This is a genomic window from Polaromonas sp. UC242_47 (assembly GCF_044452385.1).
Taxonomy (GTDB): Bacteria; Pseudomonadota; Gammaproteobacteria; order Burkholderiales; family Burkholderiaceae_C; genus Polaromonas.
In genome coordinates, this window is record NZ_JBIOAO010000001.1 from 3,271,116 (window position 1) to 3,288,883 (window position 17,768).

The 17,768-nt window shown below is 63.2% G+C and carries 14 protein-coding genes; 6 read left to right on the forward strand and 8 right to left on the reverse strand.

Annotated elements, in window-relative coordinates; translation table 11 throughout:
• Positions 1-72 precede the first annotated feature (72 nt).
• From tilS to cysS, 4 genes are read right to left on the reverse strand one after another with little or no spacing between them, the layout of a single operon-like run.
• Entirely contained in the window at positions 73-1,086 is a 1,014-nt protein-coding gene (gene tilS, locus ACHMXK_RS15830; RefSeq protein ID WP_397441497.1) for a tRNA lysidine(34) synthetase TilS, read from the reverse strand.
• Positions 1,049-2,026: an acetyl-CoA carboxylase carboxyltransferase subunit alpha gene (locus ACHMXK_RS15835; protein ID WP_318406999.1), complete on the reverse strand. Its 978-nt coding sequence runs from the start codon at positions 2,024-2,026 to the stop codon at positions 1,049-1,051. Before ACHMXK_RS15835 ends, tilS begins: the two co-directional genes overlap by 38 nt.
• A gap of 30 nt (positions 2,027-2,056) precedes the next feature.
• Positions 2,057-2,755 (reverse strand): DNA-3-methyladenine glycosylase family protein, encoded by a 699-nt coding sequence (locus ACHMXK_RS15840; protein WP_397441498.1) that lies wholly within the window; start codon positions 2,753-2,755, stop codon positions 2,057-2,059.
• Between the two features lie 55 nt (positions 2,756-2,810).
• Positions 2,811-4,187, reverse strand: coding sequence for a cysteine--tRNA ligase (cysS, locus tag ACHMXK_RS15845; protein WP_397441499.1), 1,377 nt, complete (start codon positions 4,185-4,187; stop codon positions 2,811-2,813).
• 204 nt (positions 4,188-4,391) lie between these two features.
• Between cysS and ACHMXK_RS15850 the strand changes: the two genes are divergently transcribed.
• The 6 genes from ACHMXK_RS15850 to ACHMXK_RS15875 all read left to right on the forward strand — a co-directional run bounded on the left by ACHMXK_RS15850 (position 4,392) and on the right by ACHMXK_RS15875 (position 9,589).
• Positions 4,392-5,420: a tetratricopeptide repeat protein gene (locus tag ACHMXK_RS15850; RefSeq protein WP_397441500.1), complete on the forward strand. Its 1,029-nt coding sequence runs from the start codon at positions 4,392-4,394 to the stop codon at positions 5,418-5,420.
• 68 nt (positions 5,421-5,488) lie between these two features.
• A complete protein-coding gene (locus ACHMXK_RS15855; protein ID WP_397441501.1) occupies positions 5,489-6,757 on the forward strand; it encodes a L,D-transpeptidase family protein in 1,269 nt (422 codons plus the stop codon).
• The gene (locus ACHMXK_RS15860) at positions 6,754-7,449 is read left to right on the forward strand and encodes a peptidylprolyl isomerase (protein ID WP_397441502.1); all 696 of its coding nucleotides are present in this window, start codon (positions 6,754-6,756) and stop codon (positions 7,447-7,449) included. Before ACHMXK_RS15855 ends, ACHMXK_RS15860 begins: the two co-directional genes overlap by 4 nt.
• Before the next feature lie 6 nt (positions 7,450-7,455).
• A complete protein-coding gene (locus ACHMXK_RS15865; RefSeq protein WP_397441503.1) occupies positions 7,456-7,962 on the forward strand; it encodes a peptidylprolyl isomerase in 507 nt (168 codons plus the stop codon).
• Positions 7,963-7,990: 28 nt separating this feature from the next.
• The gene (locus ACHMXK_RS15870) at positions 7,991-8,797 is read left to right on the forward strand and encodes a UDP-2,3-diacylglucosamine diphosphatase (RefSeq protein ID WP_397441504.1); all 807 of its coding nucleotides are present in this window, start codon (positions 7,991-7,993) and stop codon (positions 8,795-8,797) included.
• Positions 8,798-8,806: 9 nt separating this feature from the next.
• Positions 8,807-9,589 carry a zinc-dependent peptidase gene (locus tag ACHMXK_RS15875; RefSeq protein ID WP_397441505.1) on the forward strand — a complete coding sequence of 261 codons (783 nt, stop codon included), beginning with the start codon at positions 8,807-8,809 and terminating at the stop codon, positions 9,587-9,589.
• Between the two features lie 55 nt (positions 9,590-9,644).
• On the opposite strand, the gene ACHMXK_RS15880 is transcribed toward ACHMXK_RS15875, so the two are convergent.
• The 4 genes from ACHMXK_RS15880 to ACHMXK_RS15895 all read right to left on the reverse strand — a co-directional run bounded on the left by ACHMXK_RS15880 (position 9,645) and on the right by ACHMXK_RS15895 (position 17,757).
• The gene (locus ACHMXK_RS15880; RefSeq protein WP_397441506.1) at positions 9,645-10,292 is read right to left on the reverse strand and encodes a hemolysin III family protein; all 648 of its coding nucleotides are present in this window, start codon (positions 10,290-10,292) and stop codon (positions 9,645-9,647) included.
• A 173-nt stretch (positions 10,293-10,465) separates the two neighbouring features.
• On the reverse strand, positions 10,466-13,249 hold the full coding sequence (locus ACHMXK_RS15885; RefSeq protein WP_397441507.1) for a DUF349 domain-containing protein: 2,784 nt from the start codon (positions 13,247-13,249) through the stop codon (positions 10,466-10,468).
• Positions 13,250-13,392: 143 nt separating this feature from the next.
• Positions 13,393-17,313 (reverse strand): DUF748 domain-containing protein, encoded by a 3,921-nt coding sequence (locus ACHMXK_RS15890; protein WP_397441508.1) that lies wholly within the window; start codon positions 17,311-17,313, stop codon positions 13,393-13,395.
• A 246-nt stretch (positions 17,314-17,559) separates the two neighbouring features.
• Entirely contained in the window at positions 17,560-17,757 is a 198-nt protein-coding gene (locus ACHMXK_RS15895) for a hypothetical protein (RefSeq protein ID WP_397441509.1), read from the reverse strand.
• Between the last annotated feature and the right edge of the window lie 11 nt (positions 17,758-17,768).

Here is a 17,768-nt window from a genome sequence, read left to right on the forward strand (position 1 = left end):
TTCGCTCACTACGCGTAGCTCTCTGCCCCCGAGGGGGCTGTGCTTGCTTGGGGCGGCCCTGCGCTGCGCACGCTAGGCAGCGTAATGCAGACAGTCCCCGGCCCGCGTCACATGGCCGGTGGCCACCTTGAGGTGAATTCGGTGCCCGCGCGTGGTGCAGGCCGCCACCTGGGCCAGCAATTGTTCCAGTTGCGCCGTGCTCGGTGTGGCCTGATGGACGTCCAGCAGCCAGTGCCGCAACACATTGGCCTGGCGCGCCCGGGACAAGCCCTGCAAGACCTTGATCACGGGCGGTGCCCCGGTACGCGCCACATCCTCACGCGCCACCTCCAGCAGCACAGCCTGCGCCTGGGCCGCATGTTGGGCGCTGCGCGCAAAGGTCGCGCGGAACTGCGGAAATACCTCTTCCAGCGCGGGCAGCAGGCGGGCGCGAATCCGGTTCCGGGTGTAACGCTCGTCAGTATTGGTCGGGTCGTCGACAAAGGGATGTTGTTGCTGCAGCAACCAGTGGCGCAGGCTGGCGGCTGGTACCTGCAGCAGCGGCCGGTAAAACACCATGCCGCCGCGCTCAAACTGCGCCGCCATGGCCGACAGGCCGGGCAAACCGGCGCCGCGGCTCAAGGCCAGCAACAGGGTTTCGACCTGGTCATCGGCATGCTGGCCCAGCAACACACCCGCCAGGCCCAACTGCGTCGCCGCGCCGGCCAGGGCCTTGTAACGCGCGCGCCGCGCCGCATCTTCGGGACTTTCGCCAGAAGCATGCGCGGCATCAACATACACAACTTGCAGCGGAACCTTCAGGCCGGCGCAGGTGGTTTCACACACGCGCACAAAATCATCCGCCGCCGCCTGCAGCCCATGGTGAATATGAATGGCGTGGACCAGCCCCGGCCAGCGCTCCGCCGCCGCCAGCAACAAGGCCGTGGAATCGGCGCCGCCGCTGTAGGCCACGCCTATGGGCGACAACAAAGAAGGAAGTTGATCCAGCGCGGCCAGCGCCGGGTTGGGACGGTTCAGGCCCGCGGACGCGGTCGAAACGTCCTGCGGCTTATTTGGCGTCGGCTTTGGTGTCGGTGTAACGGCCATAACTTTGCAGGCGCTCGTAGCGGCGGTCCAGCAATTCCTTGACCTTCAGATCGCTGACCTGGCGGAAGGCGTCATTCAGGGCACGCTTCAAAAACGCCGCCATCTGCTTGTGGTCGCGGTGCGCGCCGCCGACGGGCTCGTTGACGATCTTGTCGATCACACCCAAGGCCTTGAGGCGGTGGGCGGTGATGCCCAGCGCTTCGGCGGCCTCTTCGGCCTTGGCCGAGGTTTTCCAGAGAATGGAAGCGCAGCCTTCCGGGCTGATCACCGAATAAATCGAATATTGCAACATCACGACCTGGTCGGCCACCGAAATCGCCAGCGCGCCGCCGGAGCCGCCTTCGCCGATGATGGTGGTGATGATGGGCACTTCAAGCTGAGCCATCTCAAAGATGTTGCGGCCGATGGCTTCGGACTGGCCGCGTTCTTCCGCGTCGATGCCGGGATAAGCGCCCGGCGTGTCGACAAAGGTGAACACCGGCAGCTTGAACTTCTCGGCGGTTTTCATCAGGCGCAAGGCCTTGCGGTAACCCTCGGGTTTGCTCATGCCAAAGTTGCGCAGGCCGCGTTCCTTGGTGTCGCGCCCCTTTTGGTGACCCAGCACCATGCAGGCCGTGCCGTTGAAACGGGCCAGGCCGCCGACGATGCTCAGGTCGTCGGAAAAATGCCGGTCACCGTGCAACTCGACAAAGTCGGTGAACAACTCGTTGACGTAATCCAGCGTGTAAGGCCGCTCGGGATGGCGCGCGATCTTGGTGATCTGCCAGGGCGTCAGGTCGCTGTAAATGTCTTTGGTGAGCTGCTGGCTTTTCTTGGCCAACTGGTCGATTTCGTCCGAAATATCGACCGCAGACTCGGTCTGCACGTAACGCAGCTCTTCAATTTTTCCTTCGAGCTCAGCTATCGGCTGCTCGAAATCGAGGAAGGTCTTTTTCGCCATATGGGGCTCCTCAGGCTTATTCTTAAAACGTCAATTCTGCTCGGTACCCAGCACCGGCAAAGGGTCCAGCGAGCGCCAAATATACCAAGTTGCGACACTGCAATACGGCGCCCAGGCGGCAGCCACCTCGCGGGCATCGCTGCGGCTGACGGATTCGCCGGAAAAATAATTCTGGCTGATGCCGTTGATCAGGCCCACATCGTCCAGCGGCAACACGTTGGGCCGGCGTAGGTAAAAGATCAAAAACATCTCGGCGGTCCAGCGGCCTATGCCGCGTATGTCCACCAGTTCGGCAATGATGGCTTCGTCATCCATCGCCTGCCAGTCTTTCACATGCACGGTGCCGGCGTCGAAGTGGATGGCCAGGTCCACCAGGTACTCCACCTTGCGGGCGCTCAGGCCGGCCGCGCGCATGTCGTCCACCTTGAGCTTGAGCACATGACCGGGCGTCATTTTTTTCGGCAGCGCGGAAAACCGATGCCACACGGTTTGTGCCGCCTTGACCGAAATCTGCTGGCCCACAATGCTGCGCGCCAGCGTGCTGAACGCATCGCCACGCGATTGCAGGCAGGCGTCACCAAACTGCGGGATCAGGCGTTTCATCACCCGGTCTTTTTTCACCAGGTGTTTGCAGGCATCGGCCCAATAGTCAGGCGTCGAGGTTTCGACGGGCTCGGCCACTTCGGCCAGCTCGGTGCTGGCAGGGCCGCTTTTTACTATATTTTTCATAGCTGGTCGCGCATATCGGTAAAGGGCTGGAGGCCGAAATGGCTTAAATTTGGGATCAAGACTGGACTTCCCAGGTGGTGCCACCGGGCCCATCCTTCAGCACAATGCCCTGGGCCAGCAAGTCCTGGCGGATGCGGTCGGCCGCGGCAAAGTCCTTGGCCTGTTTGGCCGCGGCACGTTGCGCGATCAGGGCCACGATGCTGGCCTCGTCCAGCCCGGCACCGGCTTGCAAAAAGGCGCCAGGGTCGTTTTGCAGCAGGCCCAGGCAAGCGCCCAGGCTTTTCAGCAAACCCGCCAGTTCGGCCGATTGGGTCTTGTTGATCTCACCGGCCAGCTCGAACAGCACCGCCACCGCTTCGGGCGTGCCAAAGTCTTCGTCCATGGCCGCCTTGAAACGGGCGGCAAAAGGCTGGGTCCAGTCCACCACCACGGCCGCGGGCGGCACCAGGTGCAGCGCGGTGTACAGGCGTTTGAGCGAGGCCCGGGCGTCGTCCAGGTGGACGTCGCTGTAATTCAGCGCGCTGCGGTAGTGGGCACGAACGATGAAAAAACGCACGGTTTCCGGGTCGTATTTGGCCAGCACTTCCCGGATTGTGAAGAAGTTGCCCAGGCTTTTGGACATTTTTTCGTTGTCGACCCGGACAAACCCGTTGTGCACCCAGAACCTGGCCAGCGGCTTGCCATTGGCGCCTTCGCTCTGGGCGATTTCGTTTTCGTGGTGCGGAAACTGCAGGTCGGCGCCGCCGCCGTGGATGTCGAAGGTCTCGCCCAGGGTCTGGCAGCTCATGGCCGAACACTCAATGTGCCAGCCCGGCCGGCCGGGGCCGTAATCGCTGTCCCATTTGGCGTCGTCAGGCTCGCTGGCCTTGGCCGACTTCCACAATACAAAATCAAGCGGGTCGTCCTTGCCGTCCAGCACCGCCACGCGTTCGCCGGCACGCAACTCGTCCAGCGACTTGCCAGACAGCTTGCCGTAACCCGCAAACTTGCGCACGGCGTAATTGACATCCCCATTGCCGGAACGGTAGGCCAGGCCTTTTTTCTCCAACGTGTCTATCATGCCCAGCATCTGCGGCACGTATTCGGTGGCGCGCGGCTCCAGCGTCGGTGGCTCTATGCCTAAAGCGCCTATGTCCTGGTGCATGGCCACAATCATCTCGTCGGTCAGGGCGCGTATGGTGATGCCGCGTTCGACCGCACGTTTGATGATTTTGTCGTCGATATCGGTGATGTTGCGCACATAAACGACTTCGTAGCCGCTGACCTTGAGCCAGCGCTGGACCACGTCGAAAGCCATCATCATGCGCGCATGGCCGATGTGGCACAGATCGTAAATCGTCATGCCGCACACGTACATGCGCACCTGGCCGGGCACCAAAGGCGAAAAATCTTCTACGGCACGCGACAGCGTGTTGTAAATGCGAAGGCTCATGAAATGTCTGGAGTGTCAGCCCGGCGTGAATGGCCGGAACCGGATGAGAAAGCTGGAACGGGGGACGGAGATATAAACTATACCCCTCAGATACAATCGCCCAGTATATCCAGCTGGTCAGAACCCCGTGCAGCAAGCCGCAATACCGGTTGCCCTGCAGGTTCTTGTCTCGCGCCAGCCACCCCAACGCCTTCCAGAGGAAATATGCCCATGTCAGCTTCCCCTTCAAGCAAACCGCTGTCCGCCGCCCTGCGCTGGCTGTTTTTGTCAGCGGCCTTGTTTGTGTCGGCAGCCCAGGCTGACGACTACAGCGATGTGAACGACCTGGTTCGCTCCGGCAAGCTGACGGAAGCCATGGCCAAGGCCGACCAGTATCTGGCGGCCAAACCGCGCGACCCGCAAATGCGTTTTCTCAAGGGTGTGATCCAGACCGAGGCCGGCAAACCGGGCGACGCGATCAACAGCTTCACCAAGATCACCCAGGACTACCCGGAACTGCCGGAGCCCTACAACAACCTGGCCGTGTTGTACGCCGGTCAAAACCAGTTCGAAAAGGCCCGCGCCGCGCTTGAAATGGCGATACGCACCAACCCGAGCTACGCCACCGCCCACGAAAACCTGGGCGATGTCTACGCCAAGCTGGCCAGCCAGGCCTACAGCAAGGCCTTGCAACTGGATGGCGGCAACACCGCCGTGCAACCCAAGCTGGCCTTGATTCGCACCTTGTTCAGCGCCGAGTCTGCCGGCCAGAAACCGGCCGCTGCGGCAGCACCGGCCACGCCGCCACCAGCCGCCCCTGCCAAACCCGCCGCTGCGCCACCTGCCGCGCCTGCCGCCGCACCGGTGGCGCCCGCGCCGGCACCGGCCCCCGCCGCGGCAACGCCGGTCAGCGCCGCTGAAAAAGACATTGAAAACGCCGTGCGCGCCTGGGCCAATGCCTGGTCGTCCAAGGACATGGCGACTTACCTCGCCGCGTATGGCAAGGACTTCGACACCCCGGGCAAGCAATCGCGCAAGGCCTGGGAAGAAGAACGCCGCAACCGCATCGTCGGCAAATCCCGCATCAACGTGAAGCTGAGCAACCTGTCCGTGGCCGTCAAAGGCAACGCCGCCACCGCCAAATTCAAGCAGGACTACAGCGCCGATGCGCTCAATGTCTCCAGCCGCAAAACCCTGGACCTGGCCAAGGCCGGCGAACGCTGGGTGATTGTCAAGGAATCGACCGGCGGCTGATGGACCGCAGCGACGACCCCGGCCAGCGCAGCCTTGCGCGCTTACCTGACTATTTTCCTGATCACTCCATGCAACGGGCCGCCGCAGTTTCACTTGTCATCGCTTTTTCGCTGCTGGGCAGCGCCGCAGCCCGGGCCGACTCCCTCACCCCGAAAAAGCCCTCTCCACGCGTCGCCGCCGAGAAACGCAAGGCCTCACAGCGCACACCGGCCCGGCCGGAAGTCAAGGATGGCGAAGCCGAAGCCCGCCTGATCGAAATTTACAAACTTGCCGGCCAGGCCAAAGGCCGCGAGGCGCTGGCCAAAGCCGAACGCCTGGTCCAGGACCACCCCAACTTCCAGCTCGCACAACTCGTTTATGGCGACCTGCTGACCGCCCGTTCGCGCCCCCTGCGCGCGCTGGGCGATGTGCCCGACGGCGCGGCCAAAGCCGGCGCCGGCATGTTGGGCGAGCTGCGCCAGGAGTCCTTGCTGCGCCTGAAAGCGCTGCGGGAACGCCCGCCCGCAGGCACCATTCCCTCGCAATTCCTGGCGCTGTCGCCTCGCAACAAACATGCGATGGCGATTGATGCCTCACGGGCCCGGCTTTACCTGTTTGAAAACACCAGCAGCGGGCTCAAGCTGCTGGGCGACTATTACATCTCGCTGGGCAAATCCGGGATAGAAAAAAATGCCGAAGGGGATTTGCGCACGCCGCTGGGCATTTATTTTGTGACCAGCAACCTGGACCCCAAGTCCCTGAAAGACTTTTACGGCTCGGGCGCCCTGCCCATCAACTACCCCAACCCGCTGGATGTCAAACGCGGCAAAACCGGCAGCGGCATCTGGCTGCACGGCACACCGCCGGCCCAGTTCTCGCGTGCGCCGCTGGCCACCGACGGCTGCGTGGTGCTGGCCAACCCCGACCTGGAACGCATCATCCGCACCGTGGAAGTACGCTCCACCCCGGTGGTGATTGCGCAAAGCCTGCAGTGGGTGGCGCCGCACAGCGTCAAGGCCGACAGCAAGTCGTTTGAAGATGCGTTGCACAACTGGCACAAGGCCAAATCCGGCGGCGACCTCAGCACGCTGAGCAGCTTGTACACCAGCGATTTCAACAGCTACGGCAAGACCCTGGCCGACTGGACCGCGCTGCAACGCACCGAGGTCGAAAAAATGCGCGGCCGTTCGGTGCAACTCAAGGACCTGTCCTACCTGCGCTGGACCGACAGCGCCGATACCATGGTGGTCACTTTTGGCGAGGTGCCCAGCGGTTCCTTGACCGGCCCGACCCGGCGCCAGTACTGGGTGCGCCAGGGCAGCCAGTGGAAAATATTTTTTGAAGGAGTGATCGGATGACATCCAGCCCAACAACCCTTGGACGCCGCGCCTGCCTGACGCTGGCCGCCCTGAGCCTGGTGGCCAGCCAGGCCTGGGCCCAAAACACCAGCCCCGCGCCCCGGGTCAAGTTTGCGACCAGTGCCGGTGATTTTGTGGTCGAGGTTTATCCCGACAAGGCGCCCAAAACCGTCGAAAATTTCCTGCAATACGTCAAGGACAAACATTACGATGGCACGGTGTTTCACCGTGTGATCGAAAACTTCATGGTCCAGGGCGGCGGTTACGACACCGGCTACAAAGAGAAAAAAACCCGCGCGCCTGTGGCCCATGAAGGCCGTGAAGCGCAGGCCAAGGGCGGCGACAAAAACGTGGTCGGCACCTTGGCCATGGCACGTACCAACGACCCCAACTCCGCCACCGCGCAGTTTTTCATCAACGTCAACAACAACGACTTCCTCAACCCCACACCTATCCCGCCGGGTGATCCGGTGCCCAAGTTTGAATACCAGGGCCGTGTGTATGAAAACACACCGCGCGCACAATTGGTCAACGCCCCCCAGCTGTTCGGCTACACGGTGTTCGGCAAGGTGGTGAGTGGCATGGATGTGGTGGGCAAAATCAAGGCCACACCCACCGGCCCAGGCGGCCCTTTCCCCAGCGATGTTCCCAAAACACCGATTCTTATCAACTCTGCAACCCTCGTAAGGTAAATCACCATGAGCAATCCTCAAGTCGAACTCCACATCGCCGGCCTCGGCGTCATCACCCTGGAACTGGACCAGGCCAAGGCCCCCAAGTCGGTCGCCAACTTCCTGAGCTACGTGGCCAAGGGCCACTACGACAACACCGTGTTCCACCGCGTGATCCCGGGCTTCATGATCCAGGGCGGCGGCTTTGAGCCCGGCATGAAACAAAAACCATCGGACGCACCGATTGCCAACGAAGCCGCCAACGGCCTGAAAAACGACAAATACACCGTCGCCATGGCCCGCACCAACGTGCCCGATTCGGCCACGGCCCAGTTTTTCATCAACGCTTCCGACAACGGTTTCCTGAACCACACCTCGCCCACGCCTTCCGGCTGGGGTTATGCCGTGTTCGGCAAAGTGGTGTCGGGCAATGACATCGTGGACAAGATCGAAGCCGTCAAGACCGGCAGCAAAAGCGGCCACAGCGATGTGCCGCAAACCGATGTCGTGATCGAAAAAGCGGTCGCCCTCTAAACACGGCCTACGCCGTTCAGACCTGCCCATGAGCCCGGCCGTGCCCCAGATCGCGGAGCTTGTTGCTCCACCGTCCTGGCGCACGGTCGATTTCATTTCCGACATCCATTTGCAGGCGGCCGAACCCGCCACCTTCGAGGCCTGGTCGCAGTATCTGCAAACCACGCAAGCCGACGCGGTGTTTATCCTGGGCGACCTGTTTGACGTCTGGGTCGGTGACGACGCAGTCCGCAGCGAGTTGTCCGCCAGCCCACCCGCGCTGAATTTCGAGGAGCAATGCGCCCGCGTGTTGCAGACCACCGGCGAACGCCTGGCCTTGTTTTTCATGCATGGCAACCGCGATTTTTTGGTCGGTGCGCAGTTCATGGCCTTGTGCCGCAGCACCCTGCTGGCCGACCCCACGGTGCTGACTTTTGCCGGCCAACGCTGGCTGCTCAGCCACGGCGACGCCTTGTGCCTGGACGACCTGGACTACATGCAGTTTCGCCAGCAGGTGCGCAGCAACACCTGGCAACAAAGCTTTCTCGCCAAGCCGCTCACGGAGCGCCAGGCCATCGCGCGCGGCCTGCGCCAGCAAAGCCGCCAGCAACATGAAAAACGCCAACAATCGGGCGCAGCTTATGTCGATGTGAACCAAGCCGCCGTGTGCCAATGGCTGCAAGCGGCGCAGGCGCCCACCCTGATTCACGGCCACACCCACCAGGCCGCCACCCACGAACTGGGGCAAGGCTTGAGGCGTGTGGTGCTCAGTGATTGGGACGCGAGCGCACAGCCGGCACGTTGCGAGGTCTTGCGCCTGAGCGCGAGCGGCCTTGAGCGCATCGCGCTGGCCTGAACCCCGACCATGCTGGACTGGCTGCGGCGACTGATCCAAGGCAAGGCGGCGCAGCACGCCATCCCGGATGCCTTGTGGCAGCGCACCCTGGCGCATTACCCCTTTCTGGCCAAACTGACCGAGGTAGAAAAAGCCCATCTGCGCAGCCTCTGCAGCCGCTTTCTCGCGCAAAAAGAATTTCACGGCGCCCAGGGCATGGTGATCACCGACGACATCGCCGTCGCCATTGCCGCGCAAGCCTGTTTGCCGGTGCTGCACCTGGGGCTGGGCTGGTACGACGATTTTGTCGGCATCGTGGTGCATCCGGGCCAGATGCTGGCGCGCCGCGAAAAAACCGACGACATCGGTGTGGTGCACCGCTACAGCGAGGTGCTGGCCGGTGAAGCCATGGAGCGTGGCCCGGTGACCCTGAGCTGGCAGGATGTGGCCGCGGCCGGCCAGTCCGCCGGTCACGGTTACAACGTGGTGATTCACGAGTTTGTCCACAAGATAGACATGCGTGACGGCGCGCCCGACGGCTGCCCGCCCCTGCCCTCGCGCGCGGCGCGCGGCGCCTGGCACGATGTCATGCAAACCGCTTACGACAACTTCCGCGAGAAGGTAGTCATGGCCGAAAGGTTTGGCGCCGAGCCGCCCTGGCTGGACGCCTATGGCGCGACCTCGCCGGCCGAATTTTTTGCCGTGACCTGTGAGGCCTACTTCGTGAACCGGCCGCGTTTCACCGAGGATTTTGCCAGCCTGACCGCCCTGTTTGACCAGTTTTTCAAAAGGAACAGGGCTCTAGCCCACTAAACACGGGCGCAAGCAGCTATAACTTTTATAGCGACTGAAACACCATGCTCGCGCCTCAGCCCGCGTAGCCCCACACCGCCATCACGTGGCAGGCGGTGCCGGCGGCCACAAACAGGTGCCAGACAAAATGCCCGTAGCGCCAGCGGCTGTCGCTCACAAAAAAGACAACGCCCAGCGTGTAGGCCAGGCCGCCGGCCAGCAGCCAGAACAAGCCCCAGCCCGGCACCAGTTCCCACATGGGTTTGACGGCGATGATGGCAATCCAGCCCATGGCCAGATACAGCGCGGTCGAGGCCCGGGGATAACGGATGCCGGCCACCGCCTTGAGCACCACACCGGCCAGCGCCATCGCCCAGACCAGGCCGAACAAGGTCCAGCCCCAGGGTCCGCGCAAGACGCCCAGGGTGAAGGGGGTGTAGGTGCCGGCAATCAAGAGGTAAATCGCACCATGGTCCAGGACCTGGAACACCTTCTTCACAGGTGTAGGCGGGAAGGCGTGGTACAGCATGGAGGTGGTGTAGAGCAACACCATGGTCGCGGCAAAAATACTCACACCGACCAGGCTCGCCGTATCGCCGCGTTGCGCGGCGGCCAGCACCAGAAAAGGTGAGGCCACCACCGCCGCCAGCAAAGCCACCCCGTGGCTGATGCTGTTGGCGATTTCTTCGCCCGGCGATTGGGGCCGTTCGAACTGGGCCCCCACGCTTGTCGCTGCGCGTACTACGCTGCCCCCCGAGGGGGCTGATTTTTCTTGGGGCGGCCCGGCGAAAACCCGGCCTCCCACGCTTGTCGCTGCGCGTACTGCGCTGCCCCCCGAGGGGGCTGGACTTGCTTGGGGCGGCCCGGCGCTACGTCCCGCTGCGCCAGCCTCCACACTCATCGTTTGATCAGTGCCTTCAGCACGTTCTGGAAACGCCGGACATGGGCGGCGTCATAAGACGCAGCCAACACCTTGGCGGCATCCTGCCCCCAGGTTTGCGCGGGTGCCGGGTCGTTGCGCTTGGTCAACAAGACCAGTTGCAACATGCGGCGTGCGCTCAGGTGTTCGGCAGGGGTCGGCAACTCGGCGGCAATTTCCAGACGCAACAAAGGCTCGGCCGCATCACCCTTGGGCGCTGCAGACAAAGCTTGCATCCAGGCCGTGCGGGTGGCCGGCGTGACGAGTTTGCCCAGTTCTTGCGCATTGGGCAGCAGGGCCGGATCACGTTTTTCCCAGGCGCTCAGCAAATGGGTCAGCACTTCGCCATGGGCCTGTTCGGCCAGTTTGCGCAAGGCGTGCTGGGCATGGTCGAAAGCTTCACGCTGGGCGCGGAAGGCGGCGTCGCCCAGACGCGGGCCACGCTCTTCATAAGCCGGGCGAGCACGGTCTTCACGTTCGGCGCGGTAAGGCTCGAACTTGTTGTCGGCCGGGCGGTTGCCACGTCCGTCGGGCTTGCCGCCACCCGGACGTGCATCCTTGCGGTCGCCAAACTTGCCGCCGCGGCCAGGGGCCACAGGATCGGCTTTTTTCATGCCGGGACGGTCGTCACCGCGCATGGCCACCACGGGCTTGGCGGGTTTGGCCGGCGCAGCAGGAACTGCTACCGCAACTTCAGCGTCGGTATTTTCCGCTGGGGCTTCGGCTTCGGTGGCTTCAGGCGCAGCTTGTTCCGCTATGGTTTCAGTAGCTTCTGGCGCAGGTGTATCAAGGGCTGGCGCCTGATTTTCTTCTGCATCCGGTGCCGTTTCGGCAACAGCGGGCGCTTCGGCCTGGGGCGCAGCGGCGGCAGGCGGCACGTATTGTCCACGCAGGCCGGCTTCCAGGTCGGCCATGGCGGCACGGATTTTTTGCACGTCGCCGCTGGCGTTGGCGGCGTCCAGCGCCTTGGACAACTCGACCACCAGGCGGTCGTGTTCACCCAGGGCCGAAGCGGCTTTTTCACGCTCGGCGGTTTTGCGCTGGAAAGCGTCGTCGATCGGTTTGCGGAAAGCATCCCAGAGTTTTTGCTCTTGTTTGCGTTCGATAGGCACGCCTTGCGCCTCATGTTGCCAACGCTGCTGCAGATGTTTGACCGCGTCGATACGCAACTGCGGCTCGGCGCCTAACACCTGGGCTTCTTCGATCATGGCTTTGCGGTGCGCCAGGCTTTCGGCGCGTGCGGCCTTGAGCGGACCATCGGCGGCGTCCATCGCGGCTTTCCACTGCGGCTGGATTTCGGCAAAGGTTTTTTCGTTGAGGTGGCCGGCAGCCGTCCACTTCTCGACAAAACCGTTGAGGCTGCGGATCTGGTGTTTCCAGTCGGTGTTGCCCTTGTTGGCCTCGGCCCAGGCTTGCACTTCTTCAATCAGTTCGCGGCGCTGGGCCTTGATGACTTCGGCCTGCTCCTTGGCTTTTTCCAGCCAGGCTTCGACCACCTTGTGGGCTTCGTTGCAGGCGTCGTCAAAACGTTTCCACAGCGCGTGGTTGGGTGTGCCGCCCTGGTCGCTGGTTTTCCAGAGTTCACGCATGGCGCGCAAGGCGTCCTGCTGCTTGCGGCCGCCCATGGGTTTGGCCACCAGGGCTTCGGCCTTGGCCACCAGTTCTTCACGGATCTGGTCGGCACGCCAGCGCTGCCAGCCTTCGAGTTCACCGGCGGCCGTCAACGCGGCGTGGGCCGCGGCTTCCAGCGTGTGGTCGATGTTGCGGATGTTTTCTTTGAGGGCCTGGCGCAGATCGGCAGCGACCTTGGGCGTGGCCTTGCCGTGGCCTTCGGTGACTTCATGCTCCAGCTTGGCGAGTGCGGCCTTCACGATGGTGGTGGCTTTTTCGCGCATGTCTTTCAGGACGGCGGGATCGATTTTGGCCTTGGGCGCACGCGCAGTCGGCTCACTGGCCAGCGCGGGCAGGCCACGGGCGGCGCGCAAGGCGTCGGCCCAGACCGGCACGGCGGGCAGCGGTGCAGCAGGATCTTCCGCCGCTTTCACCGCCGTGGCCAACGCACCCTGGAAAGCCTCCCAGACGGCGACCAGCTGGCCGCGTGAAGCGTCTAGCAGTGGCGGGAACTTGGCGTCCACGCTGGCCCAGTTTTTATCTTGTGCGATTTCGTCGGCCTGGGCTTGCCAGTGCGCCACGTCGGCACGCAGGGTTTCCAGCGCGGTCTCGGCATCACGCCAGGGCTTGATGGACAAGACCTCGATACGCTGGGCAATCAGCACGGCGGCTTCGCGCTGCACCTGGGTGCGGTGCTGCAGGTCTTCAATGGTTTTGACCCGTTCGGCCAGTTGCACCTTGAGGCTGGCCAGCGGCTCTTTGGACAAGGGCGCGCCGGCTTTGGCGGCGTCGCGCTGCCAGGCCAGGGCATCGGCCAGATTCAGTTTGGGCAGACCCAGCAAGGCGTTCGCCTTGTCGGCCCACTCGGCGGCCACGGCTTCCTGGCCCTTGCTGCGTTTGACTTCGTCGAGTTTTTCTTTCAGCGGTTTGGCTGCGCCCTTGTCGCGGTTGGCCAGGTCTTTGTAGACCTCGGCCATTTGTTCGGCCGTGGGTTCGGTGGTCAACCACTGGCGGATACGCGCCGCGCGTTCGCCCGAGGTGGCTGCGGAAAACGCACCACCTGTCAAGCCGTCCAGCGGGTGGGCTTCAGCCGTTTTGGCTTGGGAGGGTGCACTCACGGGCGTGGTTTCGGATTTGGCAGATTTGGACATGGGAAAGCGCAGCATAAAAATTTAAAACCATCGGTTCGGAAAACCAGCTTCGAGCAGTAGCCGAGTGGCGGCAAGGAATGAAGCCAGAAAGGAGAGGAAAGAAGGAGCGCCCAATAAGCGCAATCCGTGTATTTTCGCTGTTTTTACGGCGCAGCCAAATTAAGCTCGGCGCGCGGGGTCCATTTGGCGTCCGTCGACCCGGTTTTGGCCGCGCCCAGGAAGAGCCGGTCGGTCGGCAAGTCCTTGCTGGCAAGGTAGTCTTTCACCGCCACGCCGCGCTGCACGGCCAGTTCGCGGAAGGCGTCGTCGCTGAGTTTGATGTTGGCCAGCAGCAGCTTTTCCATCTCGTCCACCGGCAGGTCTTTGGACATGCCGACCAGGTTGCGCGGCTTGGGCATGTCGGCGCGTTTGTAGACTTCCTTGAGCAGCGCCGGGTATTCGGCCGGGCTGATGGTCACCGCGGCCGTGGTGGTGCCGCCCTCTTTCACCGTGCTGCGGCGTTTTTCGGCGCGCACCAGTTCATTCAGGCGTTCCCGTTTGAAGCCCTCGCTTTCGACCTCGGCGCTGCTGGCGCCCACCACCGTGAGTTTGAGTGCGGGCCGGTCCAGCAAGGCCTTGGCGACCTTGTCGAGGCCGGCTTTGGCCTCGGGCGCGAGTTGGGCGCTGCCAAGCGCAAAACCGACACTGCTGAGTTCATCCCCGCCGCCACCCAAGGCGTTGGCCAGCAGGCTGAAGGGCGCGGTGATGGCTTTGACAATCACATTGACAATGACCTTGATGATGATGGGTCCCAGGCTGAACTGCGGGTCGTTGAGCGAGCCGCTGATCGGCAGATTCAGGTCAATCACGCCATGGCGGTCGGCCAGCAAGGCCACGGCCAGTTTGACCGGCAGGCTGGCGGTGGAGCCTTCCACCTTGTCGCCAAAACTGAGCTGGTTGAGCACCAGCTTGTTGCTGGCCGTGAGTTGCCCGTCGGGCTGCACCACGTAATTCACGTCCACACTGAGCTTGCCGCGGTTGATGCCGTAGCCGGAATATTTGATCGCGTAGGGCGACAGTGGCGGCAACTCCAGGTCGCGCACCTTGCCGGTGATGTCCAGCGCCAGCGGTTTGGCCAGCGGGTTGAGCTTGCCCAGAATCTCCAGCGAGGCCGTGCCTTCGGCCCGGCCGCGCAGCTCCAGGTCGGCCATGTTGGGCGCACCCGCCGGTGACACCGACGAAAAGGCGCTGAGTTTGCCGGTCAGGTCGCTGAGGTCGGCCGAATAATTGGGCTTGATGAAACGGTCGGCAAACAAGACCTTGCCGTTGATCAGGCTCATGGGACCAAAATTGATGACGGGCGCCAGCGGGTCAGGCCCGGCTTTCGCCGCCGCTTGGGTATCTTTTGTGCCTGTAGCCCCCGCAGGTCGGGCGTCAGCAGCTCCTGTTTTGCTAGCATCTGCGGCGCTCGCCGGGGCCGGCGCTGTTTTGACCAGGTCCTGCAGGTTGATGCGGCCGTCGGGCATCACAATCACACGCGCAAAAAAGTCGGTCAGCACGGTTTCTTTCACGTCGACCCGTGTGGCTTTGGCCGGGTCCAGCGTCACGTTGAGGCCGCGCAGGTTCAAGGCTTTCCAGGCCAGCAGGTCTTCGCTGGGCGCCAGGGTGTTGGCCCGGAACTCTTCCAATGACACATCGCCGGCCAACTGCGCCTGCGGCCCGGCGGGCGTCTGGCGGTAGGCGACCCGGCCCTTGAAGCTGGCGTCGGCCCGCAGCAGCTCGATGTTCAGCGCCTCGGCGAAATAGGGCTCGAAGGCCTGCACCGGCAGCCGCTCCAGCACCAGCCGGCCCTGGGCCTGCATGGGTGTCAGGCCCAGGCTGCCCTTGAAGTCCAGCTTGCCAGGCTCGAAGTGCCCGGTCGCCAGACGCAGGGAGGCGCTCAGCGGCATGGCTTTGGCCGAAGTTTTGTCGTCCAGCACCAGCCCCTGCAGTTGCGCCTTGAGCGCCGAGACTTCAAACGCCACGGGTTTGGCGCCGGCCTTGTCGGAAAACGACATGGCGCCGCCGTCCAGCAAGACCTCGTTGATCGCCACGGCCCAGGCCGGCGCTGAGGCTTTCGTGGCCGCCGACGTGGGCGGCGGCGGTGCCATGGCGGTGCGGCTGACCATCCAGCGTTCGTACATCCAGCGTTTGTCGGCACCCCGGTCGACCCGGGCCTTGGGCTGGGTCAGTTGCAGCTTGCCGGCCTTGAAGGACTGGCCGGCCACATCGATGGCCACGTCGGCCAGATCGACGCGCTGGACCGACACCAGCGACACCTTGCCTTGCGCCAGTTGCACCTCGCGCAGGGCGATCTGCGGCGCGCTGATGTTCAGTACCTGCGCCTTGTCCCCGCTGGCGGCCTGCCAGTTCACGGCAAGCTGGGCGTCGAGCTGGCCGTTCACGGCCGGCAGCAAAAACTGGCCCACGTATTTGGCCGCCATCTCCAGCGGCCAGGCGCTGGTGTTGACCTCGACCTGGGCCGCCTGGTCGGTGGCCGTGCCGCTGAAACTCAGTTGCGCCAGGCTGGCGACGGCTGGCGGCGCTGCGGCGACCCCTTTCGTGTTGGCTTTGGCCTTGGCCTTGCCTGGCGCCGCCGGCGAGGCTGGCGTGAGCACCGCTGCGGGATCAAGCCCCAGCGTGCCCTTGAACTGCAAAGGCGAGGCGGCGGCAAACGGCATGGCAATCGCCGAAGCGTCCAGCGTGAGGCCGCTCAGTTTGATCTGGGCCGGCGAAGGCAGACTGTCATCCAGCCAGTTCAGCACGCCGGCGCGCACCGCGACGCTGGTGACCTGGACTTTCCAGGGCGCGGCAGCGGCCGGTGCCTGGGATTGCGCCTTGTTTTGGCCTTCTGCCCTTTCCGGACGGGCGCTGGAAGCTATCTTTTCAGGAGCAACTGGCGCGGCTTCGGGCAGCAGGTTCAGGCGCCCTGCCCGGTCACGCCGGATATGCAGCGTGGGTGCCGTGAGTTCTACCGCAGAGAGTTTGACGAACTGCTCCAGCGGGCGCACCTCGTCCATGGTGACCTGCAGACGATCGAATGCCAGCAGGTCCTGGCCGACTTGGCTGCCTGCCGCCGGCTTGTCCAGCAGGCGGACCTTGTCCGCCGTGAGGACGCCGGAAAGCTTGACCACGGTTGCGGGGGTCTGTTCAAACGCCACTTTGAGATCGGCCTGCAAGACCGCGTCCTGCAGCCGGAACGGCAGGCTGGCCGGCAAATAGCCGAGGTAAGGCCTCAAGTCAAAATCGCTGAGCTTGATGTTGGCATCGGTCTTGTGGGTCTGGGCGAACGGGGTGCCGACCACGGCGGTGTCGAAGCTGCCGCCGTTGAGTTTGAAAGCCAGGTGCGGCGAGGTTTTGACCTCGCGCTTGGAGGCCAGGTTGCTCAGGAAAGGCACGGACAGATGCAGCTCCCGCAGCTCATGGGTCTTGTGGACGGTCTGGTCGGTGAAGTCCAACTGCCCGCCCGAGAGAACCAGGTTGTACAGGGCAAAACGCTGGGGTTTGCCGGGCGCTTCATCGGCCTTGGGCTGCAAGCGGGCCAGGATGTCGTCGATGTCGTAACGCCCGTCCCCCAGGTGCGTCAGCGACACCACGGGCTCGTCCACCGCAATCGCGTCCACCACGGGTGCCAGGCGCAGCAGGGACTCCATTTCTGCATCTATATAGAGACGCTTGATTTTCAGCTGGGGAAGCAAGGGCGCGGCCGGGGTCGCGGCGATGGGGTTGGTGGCCGGAGCGGCCGCCGTGGCAACGCCGCTTTTGGCGATCGCCAGGTCGCTGAGCGTCAGTTCCAGCGACCAGGGCTTGAAGTCCACCGCCCCGACCGTGACCTGCCGCCCCAGTTTGTCAGAGGCGATTTTCTCCAGCTGCGATTTCAGGATGGGCGGCACGGCCACATAGGCCAACGCCCACAGCAGCAGCAACCCACCAACGGCCCAGGCGAGGCGGCGCTGCCATGTCGGCGACTTGACCACGGAGACGGCATTTGCCGGAAAGGTTTTCGCGAAAGTCGACCATTTGTTCTTCACATCATTGCTTGTCATAGGCGGAGAGTCTTTCGTGTCCGGCGATAAAGGTCAATGATTTTTTGCCTGTGCCAGAGGTGAGGCGGCAATAAAAAACCCCGGGCAGCAAGGCCGACCGGGGCTGACGGCGGGCGTGATGCTCATGCCGTCGGGCTTCGCAAAGAAGAGAAGATCGTCTCCAGTGCGATGAAAGCAAGTGATTGCTCTCATGTTTACCGGGATTGGTTACCCAGCGAATGCTTGAGGTACTCAAGCACCTGCAGGTTAACGCGCCGCTTCGCACTTCGCAAGTCGAAATTTGTAATCAAAAATGGCCATGCGATTGCACTTTTCTTGGCGCTTTTCCGGACACTTTCGGGACGGCTTTTTCATCTCGCGCGTTTGCCCTGCAGACCAGAAAAAGCCATGCCTGGCAACACCGGCAAGCGCCGGTTTCAAGCTTCCAGCGCCTTTTTCAAACATGCCGCAAACAC

Excerpts from the sequence above, each read along its gene's own strand:
- tilS (WP_397441497.1), bottom strand. The coding sequence starts at position 1,086 with ATGGCCGTTACACCGACACCAAAGCCGACGCCAAATAAGCCGCAGGAC.
- ACHMXK_RS15835 (WP_318406999.1), bottom strand. The coding sequence starts at position 2,026 with ATGGCGAAAAAGACCTTCCTCGATTTCGAGCAGCCGATAGCTGAGCTC.
- ACHMXK_RS15840 (WP_397441498.1), bottom strand. The coding sequence starts at position 2,755 with ATGAAAAATATAGTAAAAAGCGGCCCTGCCAGCACCGAGCTGGCCGAA.
- cysS (WP_397441499.1), bottom strand. The coding sequence starts at position 4,187 with ATGAGCCTTCGCATTTACAACACGCTGTCGCGTGCCGTAGAAGATTTT.
- ACHMXK_RS15850 (WP_397441500.1), top strand. The coding sequence starts at position 4,392 with ATGCCCATGTCAGCTTCCCCTTCAAGCAAACCGCTGTCCGCCGCCCTG.
- ACHMXK_RS15855 (WP_397441501.1), top strand. The coding sequence starts at position 5,489 with ATGCAACGGGCCGCCGCAGTTTCACTTGTCATCGCTTTTTCGCTGCTG.
- ACHMXK_RS15860 (WP_397441502.1), top strand. The coding sequence starts at position 6,754 with ATGACATCCAGCCCAACAACCCTTGGACGCCGCGCCTGCCTGACGCTG.
- ACHMXK_RS15865 (WP_397441503.1), top strand. The coding sequence starts at position 7,456 with ATGAGCAATCCTCAAGTCGAACTCCACATCGCCGGCCTCGGCGTCATC.
- ACHMXK_RS15870 (WP_397441504.1), top strand. The coding sequence starts at position 7,991 with ATGAGCCCGGCCGTGCCCCAGATCGCGGAGCTTGTTGCTCCACCGTCC.
- ACHMXK_RS15875 (WP_397441505.1), top strand. The coding sequence starts at position 8,807 with ATGCTGGACTGGCTGCGGCGACTGATCCAAGGCAAGGCGGCGCAGCAC.
- ACHMXK_RS15885 (WP_397441507.1), bottom strand. The coding sequence starts at position 13,249 with ATGTCCAAATCTGCCAAATCCGAAACCACGCCCGTGAGTGCACCCTCC.
- ACHMXK_RS15890 (WP_397441508.1), bottom strand. The coding sequence starts at position 17,313 with ATGACAAGCAATGATGTGAAGAACAAATGGTCGACTTTCGCGAAAACC.
- ACHMXK_RS15895 (WP_397441509.1), bottom strand. The coding sequence starts at position 17,757 with ATGTTTGAAAAAGGCGCTGGAAGCTTGAAACCGGCGCTTGCCGGTGTT.